Source organism: Escherichia sp. WS2035, assembly GCF_046487065.1.
Lineage (GTDB): Bacteria > Pseudomonadota > Gammaproteobacteria > Enterobacterales > Enterobacteriaceae > Escherichia > Escherichia coli.
Map to the genome: position 1 here is coordinate 29,231 of NZ_JBJQKD010000005.1, position 16,093 is coordinate 45,323.

At 51.0% G+C, this 16,093-nt stretch carries 14 protein-coding genes; 6 read left to right on the forward strand and 8 right to left on the reverse strand.

All coding sequences use genetic code 11. The features are described 5' to 3' along the window. Positions 1 to 23: 23 nt before the first annotated feature. The 5 genes from ispC to rpsB form a co-directional block, all read right to left on the reverse strand. On the reverse strand, positions 24 to 1,220 hold the full coding sequence (gene ispC, locus ACJHX4_RS10505; RefSeq protein WP_000811939.1) for a 1-deoxy-D-xylulose-5-phosphate reductoisomerase: 1,197 nt from the start codon (positions 1,218 to 1,220) through the stop codon (positions 24 to 26). Between the two features lie 91 nt (positions 1,221 to 1,311). After that, positions 1,312 to 1,869, reverse strand: coding sequence for a ribosome recycling factor (frr, locus tag ACJHX4_RS10510; RefSeq protein ID WP_000622418.1), 558 nt, complete (start codon positions 1,867 to 1,869; stop codon positions 1,312 to 1,314). Positions 1,870 to 2,018: 149 nt separating this feature from the next. Beyond that, positions 2,019 to 2,744: a UMP kinase gene (gene pyrH, locus ACJHX4_RS10515; protein ID WP_000224573.1), complete on the reverse strand. Its 726-nt coding sequence runs from the start codon at positions 2,742 to 2,744 to the stop codon at positions 2,019 to 2,021. Between the two features lie 146 nt (positions 2,745 to 2,890). After that, the gene (tsf, locus tag ACJHX4_RS10520; protein WP_000818114.1) at positions 2,891 to 3,742 is read right to left on the reverse strand and encodes a translation elongation factor Ts; all 852 of its coding nucleotides are present in this window, start codon (positions 3,740 to 3,742) and stop codon (positions 2,891 to 2,893) included. 134 nt (positions 3,743 to 3,876) lie between these two features. Then, positions 3,877 to 4,602, reverse strand: coding sequence for a 30S ribosomal protein S2 (gene rpsB, locus ACJHX4_RS10525; protein WP_000246882.1), 726 nt, complete (start codon positions 4,600 to 4,602; stop codon positions 3,877 to 3,879). Positions 4,603 to 4,969: 367 nt separating this feature from the next. Between rpsB and map the strand changes: the two genes are divergently transcribed. The 4 genes from map to ACJHX4_RS10545 all read left to right on the forward strand — a co-directional run bounded on the left by map (position 4,970) and on the right by ACJHX4_RS10545 (position 10,049). Continuing rightward, on the forward strand, positions 4,970 to 5,764 hold the full coding sequence (gene map / locus ACJHX4_RS10530; RefSeq protein WP_001018194.1) for a type I methionyl aminopeptidase: 795 nt from the start codon (positions 4,970 to 4,972) through the stop codon (positions 5,762 to 5,764). Positions 5,765 to 5,825: 61 nt separating this feature from the next. Then, on the forward strand, positions 5,826 to 8,498 hold the full coding sequence (gene glnD, locus ACJHX4_RS10535) for a bifunctional uridylyltransferase/uridylyl-removing protein GlnD (protein ID WP_332279025.1): 2,673 nt from the start codon (positions 5,826 to 5,828) through the stop codon (positions 8,496 to 8,498). Positions 8,499 to 8,528: 30 nt separating this feature from the next. Next, a complete protein-coding gene (gene dapD, locus ACJHX4_RS10540) occupies positions 8,529 to 9,353 on the forward strand; it encodes a 2,3,4,5-tetrahydropyridine-2,6-dicarboxylate N-succinyltransferase (RefSeq protein ID WP_001186656.1) in 825 nt (274 codons plus the stop codon). A gap of 309 nt (positions 9,354 to 9,662) precedes the next feature. After that, positions 9,663 to 10,049: a DUF3461 family protein gene (locus ACJHX4_RS10545; protein WP_000272188.1), complete on the forward strand. Its 387-nt coding sequence runs from the start codon at positions 9,663 to 9,665 to the stop codon at positions 10,047 to 10,049. A 53-nt stretch (positions 10,050 to 10,102) separates the two neighbouring features. Here ACJHX4_RS10545 and cdaR read toward each other — a convergent pair whose 3' ends face one another. The 3 genes from cdaR to dgt form a co-directional block, all read right to left on the reverse strand. Beyond that, positions 10,103 to 11,260: a DNA-binding transcriptional regulator CdaR gene (gene cdaR / locus ACJHX4_RS10550; protein WP_000929439.1), complete on the reverse strand. Its 1,158-nt coding sequence runs from the start codon at positions 11,258 to 11,260 to the stop codon at positions 10,103 to 10,105. A gap of 154 nt (positions 11,261 to 11,414) precedes the next feature. Then, positions 11,415 to 12,839 carry a serine endoprotease DegP gene (degP, locus tag ACJHX4_RS10555; protein WP_001531402.1) on the reverse strand — a complete coding sequence of 475 codons (1,425 nt, stop codon included), beginning with the start codon at positions 12,837 to 12,839 and terminating at the stop codon, positions 11,415 to 11,417. A gap of 129 nt (positions 12,840 to 12,968) precedes the next feature. Beyond that, complete coding sequence (dgt, locus tag ACJHX4_RS10560; protein ID WP_000057107.1) at positions 12,969 to 14,486, reverse strand: dGTPase; 1,518 nt, start codon at positions 14,484 to 14,486, stop codon at positions 12,969 to 12,971. Positions 14,487 to 14,569: 83 nt separating this feature from the next. Here dgt and mtnN point away from each other — a divergent pair, with 83 nt between their 5' ends. After that, positions 14,570 to 15,268, forward strand: coding sequence for a 5'-methylthioadenosine/S-adenosylhomocysteine nucleosidase (mtnN, locus tag ACJHX4_RS10565; RefSeq protein WP_000689844.1), 699 nt, complete (start codon positions 14,570 to 14,572; stop codon positions 15,266 to 15,268). Next, on the forward strand, positions 15,261 to 16,061 hold the full coding sequence (gene btuF / locus ACJHX4_RS10570) for a vitamin B12 ABC transporter substrate-binding protein BtuF (RefSeq protein ID WP_001129927.1): 801 nt from the start codon (positions 15,261 to 15,263) through the stop codon (positions 16,059 to 16,061). Before mtnN ends, btuF begins: the two co-directional genes overlap by 8 nt. Positions 16,062 to 16,093 lie beyond the last annotated feature (32 nt).

Here is a 16,093-nt window from a genome sequence, read left to right on the forward strand (position 1 = left end):
GACTCTCTGTAGCCGGATTATCCTCAGCTTGCGAGACGCATCACCTCTTTTCTGGCGACTTCACGCGCGTTCGCATCAACAGATAACACATCATCCACACATTGTGGTTCGCGCATATCCATTTTTTCCAGTACGGATAAATTCAACGCAGCGATATCCGTAAAGCGGATTTGTTGCGCAAGAAAAGCAGCCACGGTGATTTCATTTGCGGCATTCAATGCTGTCGTCGCTGCCTGGCCTTGTTCAAACGCCTCCATCGCCAGTTTCAGACATGGATAACGATCATAATCCGGTGCGGCAAATGTCAACGCACTTAGTTTGCAAAAATCAAGCGGCTTCACGCCAGAGTTCACGCGATTCGGCCATGCCATGGTGTGAGCAATTGGCGTACGCATATCCGGTTCACCCAGCTGCGCCAGAACACTGCCGTCCTGGTAGCGCACCATTGAGTGAATCACTGACTGCGGGTGAATCAGCACTTCCATCTGGCTGGCGCTGGCGTTAAACAGCCAACGCGCTTCAATGTATTCCAGACCTTTGTTCATCATGGTAGCCGAATCGACGGAAATTTTACGTCCCATCGACCAGTTCGGATGACGGCAGGCTTGATCGGGCGTCATTGTTGCCAAATCGCGCAATGGCGTCTCACGGAAAGGGCCACCAGACCCGGTAAGTAAAATGGACACCACGCCATTTTGCTCAAGGTCAGCGTATCCCAGATTATGCTGGATAGGTTGCGGTAAACTCTGAAAAATGGCGTTATGTTCGCTATCGACCGGTAACAATTGCGCTTTGCTCTGCTTTACGGCGTCCATAAACAGACGTCCGCAGGTAACCAGTGATTCTTTATTGGCCAGCAAAATGGTTTTACCCGCGCGGATCGCAGCAAGCGTAGGTAACAGTCCAGCAGCGCCAACAATGGCTGCCATCACCTGATCAACATCCTTAAGCGCTGCCATATCGCAAGCGGCTTGTTGCCCACTTAAGACTTCGGTGCGGCTCCCCTGTTGCTGTAGCATCGTTTTAAGAAGTTTCGCACTCGCTTCATCGTCCATTACGGCATAGCGGGGAGAGAATTCCAGGCACTGTTCTACCATGCGAGTGACATTTTTGCCGGCCACCAGCGCAACTACGCGGAAATGTTCGGGATTATGGCGCACCACGTCCAGCGTGCTGCAACCAATCGAGCCGGTCGAGCCCAGAATGGTGAGTTGCTTCATGAAACATCCAGAGTTGAGACAGAATAAAAAGCAAAACGCCGCCAGCCGATCCGCAAGGATCTACTGAGCGGCGTTTTTGTCGTTCAAGAAATCAGAACTGCATCAGTTCTGCTTCTTTGTCTGCCAGCGCCGCTTCAATTTTCTTGATTGCAGCATCAGTCAGTTTCTGTACATCGTCCTGAGAACGGCGATCGTCGTCTTCGCTGATCTCTTTATCTTTCAACAGTGCTTTCACTTTGTCGTTCGCGTCACGACGCACGTTACGTACTGCAACACGCGCTTGTTCTGCTTCACCACGAACGATTTTGGTCAGATCTTTACGACGTTCTTCCGTCAGCGGCGGCAGCGGAACACGGATGTCGCTACCCGCAGAGTTCGGGTTCAGGCCAAGATCGGACGCCATAATCGCTTTTTCAACGGCCGGAGACATTGAACGATCAAACACGTTGATTTTCAGAGTACGGGAATCTTCTACCGTTACGCTTGCCAGCTGACGCAGCGGCGTCGGCGTGCCGTAATATTCCACGACAATGCCATCCAGCAGGCTGGGAGAAGCACGACCCGTGCGTATTTTGCTGATTTGGGTTTTGAACGCTTCTACGCATTTATCCATGCGTACTTCAGCATCTTTTCTGATATCGCTAATCACGTTACGAATCCTTGAAAACTTGTCTCAGTCAGACCAGACAGTCACACACAGTGGAAGTGTGCTAAGTATAGCCCTGATTAAACATATTACGGGTAAGATCCCCCGCGATACTTACGCGGAATCTTACCCTTATTTATCCATCACGGGAATTATTCCGTGATTAAAGTCCCTTCTTTTTCACCCATTACCACACGGCGCAGCGCACCCGGTTTGTTCATGTTGAAAACACGAATCGGTAATTTATGGTCACGAGCAAGCGTGAAGGCCGCCAGGTCCATGACTTTCAGCTCTTTTTCCAGCACTTCGCTGTAAGTCAGTTGCTCGTACATGGTTGCGGTTGGATCTTTCGCCGGATCAGCAGTAAACACGCCGTCAACTTTGGTTGCTTTCAGCACCACATCGGCTTCAATTTCGATACCACGCAGGCAAGCTGCTGAGTCGGTGGTAAAGAACGGGTTACCTGTACCGGCGGAGAGGATCACCACACGGTTGTTGCGCAACAGGCTGATAGCTTCTGCCCAGCTGTAGCTGTCGCACACGCCATTCAATGGAATAGCGGACATCAGACGAGCGTTCACATAGGCGCGGTGCAGTGCATCACGCATTGCCAGGCCGTTCATTACGGTCGCCAGCATCCCCATGTGGTCGCCCACAACGCGGTTCATACCCGCTTTCGCCAGACCAGCGCCACGGAACAGGTTACCCCCACCAATCACCACACCAACCTGAATACCCAGTTCAACCAGTTCTTTGATTTCCTGAGCCATGCGATCCAGTATGCTTGCATCAATACCGAAGCCTTCAGTGCCCTGCAGAGCTTCGCCACTCAACTTAAGCAGAATGCGTTTATAGACGGGTTTTGCATTGGTAGCCATGTTTCTTTCCTGAGACTGTCAACGATTGAAATGAATTAATACTAGCGACATTGTACGTCGCTTTTCAGCGCAGCCCCACAAGGGTTAGCTGAATTTACAAGATGGGCACAAAAAGAAGCCGCCCTCAGGCGGCTCCTTTTCGATAATTAAGACTGCTTGGACATCGCAGCAACTTCTGCTGCAAAGTCAGTCTCAACTTTCTCGATGCCTTCACCCACTTCGAAGCGGATAAAGCCAGTCACTTCAGCGTTATGCTCTTTCAGCAGCTGACCAACAGTTTTGCTTGGTTCCATAACGAACGGCTGACCGGTCAGAGAAACTTCGCCGGTGAATTTCTTCATGCGGCCTTCAACCATTTTCTCTGCAATTTCTTTCGGCTTACCAGACTGCATCGCGATATCCAGCTGTACCTGGTATTCTTTTTCTACCACTTCAGCGGATACGTCTTCTGGTTTGATGAATTCTGGCTTGCTTGCAGCAACGTGCATAGCGATGTGTTTAACCAGCTCTTCGTCAGCGCCTTTAGCAGCAACCAGAACACCGATACGCGCACCGTGCTGATAAGAACCCAGAACGTCGCCTTCCAGCGCAGCAACGCGGCGAATGTTGATGTTTTCACCAATTTTCGCTACCAGCGCAACACGTTCTTCTTCGAACTGTGCTTTCAGAACTTCAACGTCAGTGATTTTGCCAGCAACAGCTGCGTCCAGAACTTTGTCTGCGAACGCCTGGAAACCAGCGTCTTTTGCAACGAAGTCAGTCTGGCAGTTAACTTCCAGAATGATGCCGTAGTTGCCGTCGATTTTGGTTTTGATCACGCCGTCAGCAGCAACGTTGCCTGCTTTTTTCGCTGCTTTAATAGCACCGGACTTACGCATGTTTTCGATTGCCAGCTCGATGTCGCCGTTAGCTTCAGTCAGTGCTTTTTTGCAATCCATCATGCCTGCGCCAGTACGCTCACGCAGCTCTTTTACCAGGGATGCGGTAATTTCAGCCATTCTAAAATCCTCGGAGATGTGATCTGCCCGGCATTAAACCGCACAGATATAAAAGTGAAAAAGGGGGCCATATGCAGGCCCCCTAACCAAACGTGTACTACCTGGTCTATAAGGGCTCGTACGAGCGTGCCTTATTACTCAGCTTCTACGAAGCTTTCTTCCGCCTGGGAAGCCAGATCCTGAGAACGGCCTTCACGTACGGTTGCAGCAACAGCGCCCAGGTACAGGGTCACAGCACGGATTGCGTCGTCGTTACCCGGGATAACGAAGTCAACACCGTCCGGATCAGAGTTGGTATCAACGATAGCAAATACTGGAATACCCAGGTTGTTTGCTTCTTTGATAGCAATGTGTTCGTGGTCAGCATCGATTACAAACAGAGCGTCCGGCAGACCGCCCATGTCTTTGATACCGCCCAGGCTGTTTTCCAGTTTCTCCAGCTCACGAGTGCGCATCAGCGCTTCTTTCTTGGTCAGCTTGTCGAAAGTACCGTCCTGAGACTGAGTTTCCAGGTCTTTCAGACGTTTGATGGACTGACGAACGGTTTTCCAGTTAGTCAGCATACCGCCCAGCCAGCGATGGTTCACGAAGAACTGGTCGCAGCTCAGAGCAGCGTCTTTCACCGCTTCGCTTGCAGCGCGTTTAGTACCAACGAAAAGGATTTTACCTTTGCGAGAAGCAATCTTGTTCAGTTCAGCCAGAGCTTCGTTGAACATCGGTACAGTTTTCTCAAGGTTGATGATGTGAACTTTGTTACGCGCACCGAAGATGAACGGCTTCATTTTCGGGTTCCAGTAACGGGTCTGGTGACCGAAGTGAACACCAGCCTTGAGCATGTCGCGCATGGAAACAGTTGCCATGATTAAAACCTCTATATAAAAGTTGGGGTTATGCCTCCACGTATCCCATATTACCGACCCCAAAGGGCACCCCGGAATATGTGCCGATACGTGTGTGTTGTTACACAAAGTGAGATTGTCGCTTCCGTCCAGTCTGTGTATACGAAATGGATCGGAAGTCCGGCGCGCTTTATACCACAAATACGTCGTGGACACCAATAATTGTTGGCGCTGTGTACAGCATCAGACGTTGAATTTTCTATTATAGAAAACCTTCAGTGGCACGTTTGGCGAAATTCAGAATGATTCTCAATTTGCCCGGGTGTGATACCATTGACGGCACTTACATATATATTGTCGGTATCACCGACGCTGATGGACAGAATTAATGGCTATCTCAATCAAGACCCCAGAAGATATCGAAAAAATGCGCGTCGCTGGCCGACTGGCTGCCGAAGTGCTGGAGATGATCGAACCGTATGTTAAACCGGGCGTCAGCACCGGCGAGCTGGATCGCATCTGTAATGATTACATTGTTAATGAACAACACGCGGTTTCTGCCTGCCTCGGCTATCACGGCTATCCGAAATCCGTTTGCATCTCTATTAATGAAGTGGTGTGCCACGGTATCCCGGACGACGCCAAGCTGCTGAAAGATGGCGATATCGTTAACATTGATGTCACCGTAATCAAAGATGGTTTCCACGGCGATACCTCGAAAATGTTTATCGTCGGTAAGCCGACCATCATGGGCGAACGTCTGTGCCGCATCACGCAAGAAAGCCTGTACCTGGCGCTACGCATGGTAAAACCAGGCATTAATCTGCGCGAAATCGGTGCGGCAATTCAGAAATTTGTCGAAGCAGAAGGCTTCTCCGTCGTTCGTGAATATTGCGGACACGGTATTGGTCGCGGCTTCCACGAAGAACCGCAGGTGCTGCACTATGACTCCCGTGAAACCAACGTCGTGCTGAAACCGGGGATGACATTCACCATCGAGCCAATGGTCAACGCGGGTAAAAAAGAGATCCGCACCATGAAAGATGGCTGGACGGTAAAAACCAAAGATCGCAGCTTGTCTGCACAATATGAGCATACTATTGTGGTGACTGATAACGGCTGCGAAATTCTGACGCTACGCAAGGATGACACCATCCCGGCGATAATCTCGCACGACGAATAAAATGAAGCCGGCGAATGCCGGCTTTTTTAATGCAATAATTTAATCTTATGGGTGGCGCACAATGAATACCCTTCCAGAACAGTACGCAAACACCGCTCTCCCCCCCCTGCACGGTCAACCGCAAAATCCATGCGCCTGGCCCCGTGATGAATTAACCGTCGGTGGGATAAAAGCCCATATCGATACTTTCCAGCGTTGGCTGGGTGATGCCTTTGACAATGGTATCTCCGCAGAACAGTTGATTGAGGCGCGTACCGAGTTTATCGACCAGCTTCTTCAACGATTATGGATTGAAGCGGGATTCAGCCAGATTGCCGACCTGGCATTGGTCGCCGTCGGTGGCTACGGTCGTGGCGAGCTGCATCCACTTTCTGACATCGATTTACTGATTTTAAGCCGTAAAAAGCTCCCGGACGATCAGGCGCAAAAAGTGGGCGAGCTGTTAACGCTGCTCTGGGATGTAAAGCTGGAAGTGGGTCATAGCGTGCGCACGCTTGAAGAGTGCATGCTGGAAGGGTTATCGGATTTAACCGTCGCCACCAATTTAATCGAATCCCGCTTATTAATTGGCGATGTTGCGCTGTTCCTCGAACTGCAAAAACATATTTTTAGCGAAGGATTCTGGCCTTCCGACAAGTTCTACGCGGCGAAAGTTGAAGAACAGAACCAGCGCCATCAGCGTTACCACGGCACCAGCTACAACCTTGAACCAGACATCAAAAGTAGCCCCGGCGGCTTGCGCGATATCCACACTCTGCAATGGGTGGCCCGCCGTCATTTTGGCGCAACATCGCTGGATGAAATGGTAGGGTTTGGCTTCTTAACCTCTGCGGAGCGAGCGGAATTAAACGAATGCCTGCATATATTGTGGCGCATTCGCTTTGCCCTGCATCTGGTCGTCAGTCGTTACGATAATCGCCTGTTATTCGATCGCCAGCTTAGCGTCGCCCAGCGTTTGAATTACAGTGGTGAAGGTAACGAACCGGTCGAGCGGATGATGAAGGATTACTTCCGCGTTACACGCCGCGTCAGTGAACTCAACCAGATGCTGCTGCAACTGTTCGATGAAGCCATCCTCGCCCTTCCCGCCGACGAAAAACCACGTCCAATCGACGATGAGTTTCAGCTACGCGGAACGCTGATCGACCTGCGTGATGAAACACTATTTATGCGCCAGCCGGAAGCCATCTTGCGTATGTTCTACACCATGGTGCGCAACAGTGCGATCACCGGCATTTACTCCACCACGCTACGCCAGTTACGCCACGCCCGTCGCCATCTGCAACAACCTCTGTGTAATATTCCGGAAGCGCGAAAACTGTTTTTGAGCATTCTGCGTCACCCCGGAGCGGTGCGGCGCGGGCTATTGCCAATGCATCGCCATAGCGTACTCGGCGCGTATATGCCGCAATGGTCGCATATCGTCGGGCAGATGCAGTTTGATCTGTTCCACGCCTACACGGTGGATGAACATACTATCCGCGTGATGTTGAAACTGGAGAGTTTTGCCAGTGAAGAAACGCGCCAGCGCCATCCGTTGTGTGTGGACGTCTGGCCGCGTCTGCCGTCAACTGAGCTGATTTTCATCGCCGCGCTGTTTCACGATATCGCCAAAGGACGCGGCGGCGACCACTCCATTCTCGGTGCTCAGGATGTAGTGCATTTTGCCGAACTCCACGGGCTGAACTCACGCGAAACACAGCTGGTCGCCTGGCTGGTTCGCCAGCACTTGCTGATGTCGGTGACAGCTCAGCGCCGCGATATTCAGGACCCGGAAGTCATCAAGCAGTTTGCCGAAGAAGTCCAAACGGAAAATCGTCTGCGCTATCTGGTATGCCTGACAGTGGCTGACATTTGCGCCACCAACGAAACACTGTGGAATAGCTGGAAGCAAAGTCTGTTGCGCGAACTCTATTTTGCCACCGAAAAGCAGCTACGACGCGGAATGCAAAACACGCCGGATATGCGCGAACGGGTTCGCCATCACCAACTCCAGGCGCTGGCACTACTGCGCATGGATAACATCGACGAAGAGGCGCTGCACCAAATTTGGTCACGCTGTCGCGCTAACTATTTTGTCCGCCATAGCCCAAATCAACTGGCCTGGCACGCACGCCATTTATTACAGCATGATTTAAGCAAACCGCTGGTACTGCTTAGCCCGCAGGCTACGCGTGGAGGCACCGAGATTTTTATCTGGAGCCCGGACCGCCCCTATCTGTTTGCCGCCGTCTGTGCCGAATTAGACCGCCGCAATTTAAGTGTTCACGACGCACAAATTTTCACCACTCGCGACGGTATGGCGATGGATACCTTTATAGTGCTGGAACCCGATGGTAGCCCGCTATCCGCAGATCGTCATGAGGTTATTCGGTTTGGTCTGGAGCAGGTGCTGACACAAAGTAGCTGGCAGCCACCGCAGCCCCGTCGCCAACCCGCTAAATTGCGCCATTTTACTGTTGAAACCGAAGTGACGTTTTTGCCGACCCATACCGACCGCAAATCGTTCCTCGAACTGATCGCCCTCGACCAACCTGGACTGCTGGCGCGAGTCGGGAAAATTTTTGCCGATCTGGGAATTTCGCTTCATGGCGCCCGAATTACAACCATTGGCGAGCGAGTAGAAGATTTATTCATAATTGCCACCGCTGACCGGCGTGCGCTTAATAACGAGTTGCAGCAGGAAGTGCATCAGCGGTTGACAGAGGCCCTCAATCCAAACGATAAAGGGTGATGTGTTTACTGATATGAAAAGAGTTTAACAATGCAGCAGTTACAGAACATTATTGAAACCGCTTTTGAACGCCGTGCCGAGATCACGCCAGCCAATGCAGACACCGTTACCCGCGAAGCGGTAAATCAGGTGATCGCCCTGCTGGATTCCGGCGCACTGCGTGTAGCGGAAAAAATTGACGGTCAGTGGGTGACGCATCAGTGGTTGAAAAAAGCGGTGCTGCTCTCTTTCCGTATTAATGATAATCAGGTGATCGAAGGGGCAGAAAGCCGCTACTTCGACAAAGTGCCGATGAAATTCGCTAACTACGATGAAGCACGTTTCCAGAAAGAAGGCTTCCGCGTCGTGCCACCAGCGGCAGTGCGTCAGGGCGCGTTCATTGCCCGTAACACCGTGCTGATGCCGTCTTACGTCAACATCGGCGCATATGTTGATGAAGGCACCATGGTTGATACCTGGGCGACCGTCGGTTCCTGTGCGCAGATTGGTAAAAACGTCCACCTTTCCGGTGGCGTGGGTATCGGCGGCGTGCTGGAGCCGCTGCAGGCTAACCCGACCATTATTGAAGATAACTGCTTCATCGGCGCACGCTCTGAAGTGGTTGAAGGGGTGATTGTCGAAGAAGGTTCCGTCATCTCTATGGGCGTATACATTGGTCAGAGCACCCGTATTTATGACCGTGAAACCGGCGAAATCCACTACGGTCGCGTTCCGGCAGGGTCTGTGGTTGTTTCAGGTAATCTGCCGTCGAAAGATGGCAAATACAGTCTCTACTGTGCAGTTATCGTTAAGAAAGTTGACGCGAAAACTCGCGGTAAAGTTGGTATTAACGAACTGCTGCGTACCATCGACTAAAAGTATGTACACGGGCAGCACGACGCTGCCCGATTGCTTTCTGGCTCAGAATAATTCGTCCTACTCATTTTCCCCCTTTTTTAAATACGTTTTCATCTTGTTTCGGACTGTCATGTAATTCGCAAAATGAAGATAAATGTGCTAATCCATCCCATGGAATATCATCACAATAAAGCAGGTAATTTTTTGATTTTTACGCCATGATAGAAGTCTGGAAGAAAAAGGCTTTCTGCGATCACAGTCGAGCCGGGCGGGCCAGGCCAAATGCTAAAATAAGCACAATTTACTGACTCATTTTGAGGTAACGCTATGTACGACAATCTGAAAAGTCTGGGTATTACCAATCCTGAAGAAATTGATCGTTACAGCCTCCGGCAGGAAGCCAACAACGATATTCTGAAAATCTATTTCCAGAAAGACAAAGGCGAGTTTTTCGCCAAGAGCGTGAAGTTTAAATATCCGCGTCAGCGTAAAACGGTTGTCGCTGATGGTGTGGGGCAGGGTTATAAAGAAGTCCAGGAAATCAGCCCGAATCTACGGTATATCATTGATGAGCTTGATCAAATCTGCCAGCGTGACCGCAGCGAAGTTGATCTTAAGCGTAAGATCCTCGATGACTTACGTCACCTGGAGTCAGTAGTAACCAATAAGATCAGCGAGATTGAAGCCGATCTGGAAAAACTGACGCGTAAATAATGTCATTCTGTGGGCCGGGTAAAGTCTCACCCGGCTGTAATTTTGTAATCGACCTACCGCTCTTCATCCAGTTGTAACGCCACATACAGCAGCAACCTGTCATCAAAATTGCCCAAATCAAGCCCGGTCAGTTCCGATATACGATTAAGCCGATATTCCAGAGTATTACGATGAATAAACAACGCCTTTGACGTTGCCAGCGGTTGCACATTGTGGCGAAACCACGCCGCCAGAGTTCGCCGCAGCAAGCCGTTATTGTCCATCGCTTTCAGCCGCGCCAGCGGTCGCGCCAGTTCGTTGGCCTGCCAGTCGCCACGCAAACTGTCGAGTAACACAGGTAACATCAGATCCTGATAAAAATAGCAGCGACTTTCTGGCATCCGCTGTTTACCCACCACCATCGTCGTTTTCGCCGTACGATAGGATCGGGCAATACTGCCAGGACCGGTAAAATAGTTGCCCAGCGAAACGCGAAAACGCAGCTGGCCATACTCTTTCATGCGGGTAATCAGTTGTTCAACTCGCTTACGATGATCTTCTGCGTCCCAGCGCCCAAAAGAGTTCAACGCCGGTTTCAACACCACCATTTCGGTTAGCGAGACAATCGCCACTAGATTATTACGCTCGGGCGTAGTCAGCGCATTTTGCAGTTGCTGTAACTCCGCCATTGCGCTGTCCACACCAAGCTGACCGCTGTCGACCTCAACAATAGCCACCACTCGCGGTTGATTGAGATCGATCCCCAGCCGTTGCGCCCATTCAGTAAGTGCGGGAGTATTCTCCTCAGCCTGAATCAGGTTCATCACCAGTTCTTCCCGCAAACGGCTATCCTGCGCCAACAGGTGCATCAACCGCGACTGTTCCAGCATCATTTCAGCCGTCATGCAGACCAGTTCGCCATATTTACGCAGATTCTCTGGTTCACCTGTCAGGCCAATTACGCCGACAATTTCACCTTCCAGCCGTAACGGTAGATTAATCCCCTGCCGCACACCGTGCAGATGACGTGCCACCGCGTCATCGATATCGACGACTCGTCCTTGTGAAAGTACCAGCAATGCTCCTTCGTGCAATTCACCAATACGCTCACGATCGCCGCTGCCGATAATTCGCCCGCGGGCATCCATTACGTTGATATTGGTATCGATGATGCGCATGGTACGTGCCACAATATCCTGCGCCATTTTGGTATCAAGATGCCAACCAGCCATAAGTCCTCCATTATGCACGGCTTAGCATAAGGAAGTACGTAACGTACGGCATTGTGCAAATGCCCAAAGGATGATGAAGATGTATGGAGTTGTGGTGAAGTTCACAGATTGTAAGGAGAACCCCTTCCCGTTTTCAGGAAGGGGTTGAGGGAGATTACTGCATTAACAGGTAGATAGTGCTGTCGCCGCGCTGAATGTTCAGTGCCAGCACAGACGGTTTGCTGTCGAGAAATTTACGCAGTTCAGCGATGTTTTTCACTGCCTGCTGGTTCGCGCCAATAATCACATCACCTTTCTTCAGGCCGATCTGCGCAGCCGGAGTCCCCGTTTTCACGTTGTTCACCACCACGCCCTGATCTTTGCCTTTGTTACTCATCTCAGCGCCTTCAATGCCGTTGAAGATGGTGCTGGAATCAACCTGATTCTGGCTGCTCTGCTGAAGTTCCAGGTTCACGTTAACCTGCTTCCCGTCGCGCAGTAAGCCCAGGGTCAGTTTGCTACCTACCGGCATAGTGCCCACCTGAGCACGCAGTGCGGCAAAGCTGCTGATTGGCTTACCGTTCAGTGAGGTGATCACATCACCCGCTTTAATGCCCGCTTTCGCGGCGGAAGAATTCGGCAGAACCTGGCTTACGAAAGCACCGCGCTGAGCGTCAACTTTCATCGCTTTCGCCAGATCGGAGTTCAGCTCAGTGCCCATAATACCCAACTCACCACGTTTCACCTGGCCGTATTCCACCATCTGCGAGGTCAGGTTTTTCACCATGTTGCTCGGGATAGCAAAACCGATACCGATGTTTCCGCCGTCCGGTGCGAGGATCGCGGTGTTGATACCAATCAGTTCGCCGTTCAGGTTAACCAACGCACCACCTGAGTTACCCCGGTTGATCGCTGCATCGGTCTGGATGAAGTTTTCGTAGTTTTCAGCGTTCAGGCCGCTACGTCCCAGCGCAGAGACAATCCCGGAAGTTACTGTCTCGCCCAGGCCGAACGGGTTACCAATTGCTACGGTGTAATCACCCACGCGCAGCGCATCAGAATCCGCCATCTTAATTGCGGTCAGGTTTTTCGGGTTCTGGATCTGGATCAACGCGATATCAGAGCGCGGATCTTTGCCAACCATCTTCGCGTCGAACTTACGACCATCGCTAAGCTGGACTTTAATCACCGTCGCGTTATCAACAACGTGGTTGTTGGTGACGACATAGCCTTTATCGGCATCAATGATGACGCCGGAACCCAGCGCCATGAATTTCTGTTGCTGGCCGCCGCCATTACCGCCCGGGCCCCCCTGGCAGAACGGAGAGCTCTGGAACGGAGAACCCTCCTGGCAGAACGGAGAATCATCACCGAAGAACTGCTGGAAATTACGCGGCATACGCGGCGTATTAACGGTTGTGCTACCTTCTACGTTAATGCTGACCACTGAAGGCATCACCTTTTCGAGCATCGGTGCAAGGCTTGGCATCTGCTGGGCTGTCGTTGCTGAAGAAGTCTCAGCCGCCGTTGCAGAGAGCGGAGATAACGCCAAACCTAAACTCAGAGCCAGTGCACTCAGTGCTAATGTGGTTTTTTTCATGTATTTCAGTCTCGATTAACAGATAACGCAAAATTGCTGTGTTCTTCAGATTCGTTTTATAGCGCGAAGTTCCGAACTAAAGTTTCTGCAAAAGGTAAAAATTTATTGTTCGTCTTTACAAAAGCCTGGTTATTGTTCTACGGCCATCAGACGTCGGTATTCATCCCACGCATAGAGGTCGGTCATACCGCTGATATAATCCTGCAGCAGGCGGCAACGGTAATAATATTCCCATAGCGGAAACTCAGGAGAATCTGACGGTAATTTACTGACAGCCTCGACATAGGCCAGCCGATGGCGCGTCGAGAGTTTGTGGAATAAGCGCGTTTCAATAGGGAAACGTTTCACCCGTTCTTTTTCTACCAGTTCAGTAAAGTCTGATAACGGCAGGTTTAATAAAGGACGATAAATCTCTAATAATCCGCTAATGACCCGATAGCCCTGCAATTCAAGCTGCTCGACATCTGGATGGCTAAACACATGTTTTACAGCGACATTTTTATATAGCTTAAGAAGATCGCTGCATTCGCTGGCATCTTCCAATAATGCATGATTAAACGTTCCGGCGAAAATCGCAGGCAGATTATCAATAAATCGTTGTGCCGCGTAGGGTACCAGTTTATTTAGGGTGTTTACCCGTAAATACATAAAAAACTGATCTTCCGTACTGCGGCTTAAACTATTTGAGCGTGATTTTTCCCAGGCATTTTCAACCACCAGCGAAAAGAGCGAACCTTTCTCATGCTGGCCCCACGCCTCGTGCAAATGATGATAAAGCTGCTCAACGGTAAATATCCTTTTCTCTACCGCATCTTCAAGGTCTGCCACACAATAGGAGATGTCGTCGGCAGCTTCCATAATCCACGTTAACGGAAAACGACTGTAAAGCGCCAAATTAAGTTCTTTACGCAACCGGGCAATATAGGCTTCTTCGGAAAGATAATAGCCCGGCTTTTTCATTAAATAGTGATGTGTCTCAGGCGTTTCACCACGCCACCACGCCGGACGGGTATATTTTAAAATACCGCCAACCTGCGCCCAGGTGAGATTCATCCGCATCAATGTATGCACCAAACGAATACCCTGTGCGTTACCTTCAAAATGACATAAGTCCTGACGAATCTTGCGCCGCAGCGCGTTAAGCGGTTCTTCCCCGTCCCGTAAACGTAGTGCCGCCACGCTGCAGCGATCGTCAGTCAGAGGCTGGCTTTCGGCATCTTCCGGGTACAAACGCTGGCGAAACCAGTCATTTATCGCCGCTTCGCCAAAATGACCAAACGGCGGATTGCCGATATCGTGCATCAGGCATGACATCTCAACAATGCTTTCAAAGGGCCCGGTCAGTTCATCGAGACCATACGTCTCCAGTAATTTAAGCTCTTTCAGGCGGCTTAAAATCTCTTTAGCGATATAACGCCCCACCTGCTGGACTTCCATCGAGTGGGTAAGACGCGTGCGCACGGCGGCATTGCGCTCCAGTGGAAAAACCTGGGTCTTTTGTTGCAGACGACGAATTGCCGGAGAGTTGATGATACGCCCGCGATCGCTCTCGAAGATCCGCAGAATCTCATGTTCGGTTTTAACGCCCTGCGGTGAACGGTAACGACGATGCCAGTTTATTTTTTTTCGGAAATCAATCTGTGCCATGTCCTCTCCCGCGTGAGAAATACGCTTCCCCGTAAGCGCATGGTAAACTATGCCTTCAAATCGGGCTTATCGCGAGTAAATCTATGAAAATCGGCATCATTGGTGCAATGGAAGAAGAAGTTACGCTGCTGCGTGACAAAATCGAAAACCGTCAAACTATCAGTCTGGGCGGTTGCGAAATCTATACCGGCCAACTGAATGGAACCGAGGTTGCGCTTCTGAAATCGGGCATCGGTAAAGTCGCTGCGGCGCTGGGTGCCACTTTGCTGTTGGAACACTGCAAGCCAGATGTGATTATTAACACCGGTTCTGCCGGTGGCCTGGCACCAACGCTGAAAGTGGGCGATATCGTTGTCTCGGACGAAGCGCGTTATCACGACGCGGATGTCACGGCATTTGGTTATGAATACGGTCAGTTACCAGGCTGCCCGGCAGGCTTCAAAGCTGACGATAAACTGATCGCTGCCGCTGAGGCCTGCATTGCCGAACTGAATCTTAACGCTGTACGTGGCCTGATTGTTAGCGGCGACGCTTTCATCAACGGTTCTGTTGGTCTGGCGAAAATCCGCCACAACTTCCCACAGGCCATTGCTGTAGAGATGGAAGCGACGGCAATCGCCCATGTCTGCCACAATTTCAACGTCCCGTTTGTCGTAGTACGCGCCATCTCCGACGTGGCCGATCAACAGTCTCATCTTAGCTTCGATGAGTTCCTGGCTGTTGCCGCTAAACAGTCCAGCCTGATGGTTGAGTCACTGGTGCAGAAACTGGCACATGGCTAAGTCACTGTTCAGGGCGCTGGTCGCCCTGTCTTTTCTCGCGCCGCTGTGGCTCAATGCCGCGCCGCGCGTCATCACGCTTTCTCCCGCCAACACTGAACTTGCCTTTGCCGCCGGGATCACGCCGGTTGGGGTCAGCAGCTATTCCGACTATCCTCCACAAGCGCAAAAGATTGAGCAGGTTTCCACCTGGCAGGGGATGAATCTGGAACGCATTGTCGCGCTGAAACCCGATCTGGTGATTGCCTGGCGTGGAGGTAATGCCGAGCGGCAGGTTGACCAGCTGGCTTCGCTGGGAATAAAAGTGATGTGGGTCGATGCGACAAGCATTGAACAAATTGCCAATGCGTTACGTCAACTGGCCCCCTGGAGTCCGCAACCGGATAAGGCCGAACAAGCCGCGCAATCCCTGCTGGATCAGTACGCGCAATTGAAAGCGCAATATGCTGATAAACCTAAAAAACGTGTTTTTCTGCAATTCGGCATTAATCCGCCATTTACCAGTGGAAAAGAGTCGATTCAGAACCAGGTACTCGAAGTTTGTGGCGGAGAAAACATCTTTAAAGACAGCCGGGTTCCCTGGCCGCAAGTTAGCCGCGAACAGGTGTTAGCACGCTCGCCACAGGCGATTGTCATTACAGGCGGACCGGACCAAATTCCTAAAATCAAACAATACTGGGGTGAACAGCTCAAAATTCCCGTTATTCCTCTCACGAGTGACTGGTTTGAACGTGCAAGCCCACGTATTATCCTCGCTGCACAACAGCTCTGTAATGCGCTTTCACAGGTAGATTAGTGCCTGACCTTTTCAGGTGCTCAGTGGGGATT

Excerpts from the sequence above, each read along its gene's own strand:
- mtnN (WP_000689844.1), top strand. The coding sequence starts at position 14,570 with ATGAAAATCGGCATCATTGGTGCAATGGAAGAAGAAGTTACGCTGCTG.
- cdaR (WP_000929439.1), bottom strand. The coding sequence starts at position 11,260 with ATGGCTGGTTGGCATCTTGATACCAAAATGGCGCAGGATATTGTGGCA.
- dgt (WP_000057107.1), bottom strand. The coding sequence starts at position 14,486 with ATGGCACAGATTGATTTCCGAAAAAAAATAAACTGGCATCGTCGTTAC.
- btuF (WP_001129927.1), top strand. The coding sequence starts at position 15,261 with ATGGCTAAGTCACTGTTCAGGGCGCTGGTCGCCCTGTCTTTTCTCGCG.
- map (WP_001018194.1), top strand. The coding sequence starts at position 4,970 with ATGGCTATCTCAATCAAGACCCCAGAAGATATCGAAAAAATGCGCGTC.
- ACJHX4_RS10545 (WP_000272188.1), top strand. The coding sequence starts at position 9,663 with ATGTACGACAATCTGAAAAGTCTGGGTATTACCAATCCTGAAGAAATT.
- rpsB (WP_000246882.1), bottom strand. The coding sequence starts at position 4,602 with ATGGCAACTGTTTCCATGCGCGACATGCTCAAGGCTGGTGTTCACTTC.
- degP (WP_001531402.1), bottom strand. The coding sequence starts at position 12,839 with ATGAAAAAAACCACATTAGCACTGAGTGCACTGGCTCTGAGTTTAGGT.
- ispC (WP_000811939.1), bottom strand. The coding sequence starts at position 1,220 with ATGAAGCAACTCACCATTCTGGGCTCGACCGGCTCGATTGGTTGCAGC.
- pyrH (WP_000224573.1), bottom strand. The coding sequence starts at position 2,744 with ATGGCTACCAATGCAAAACCCGTCTATAAACGCATTCTGCTTAAGTTG.
- dapD (WP_001186656.1), top strand. The coding sequence starts at position 8,529 with ATGCAGCAGTTACAGAACATTATTGAAACCGCTTTTGAACGCCGTGCC.
- tsf (WP_000818114.1), bottom strand. The coding sequence starts at position 3,742 with ATGGCTGAAATTACCGCATCCCTGGTAAAAGAGCTGCGTGAGCGTACT.
- glnD (WP_332279025.1), top strand. The coding sequence starts at position 5,826 with ATGAATACCCTTCCAGAACAGTACGCAAACACCGCTCTCCCCCCCCTG.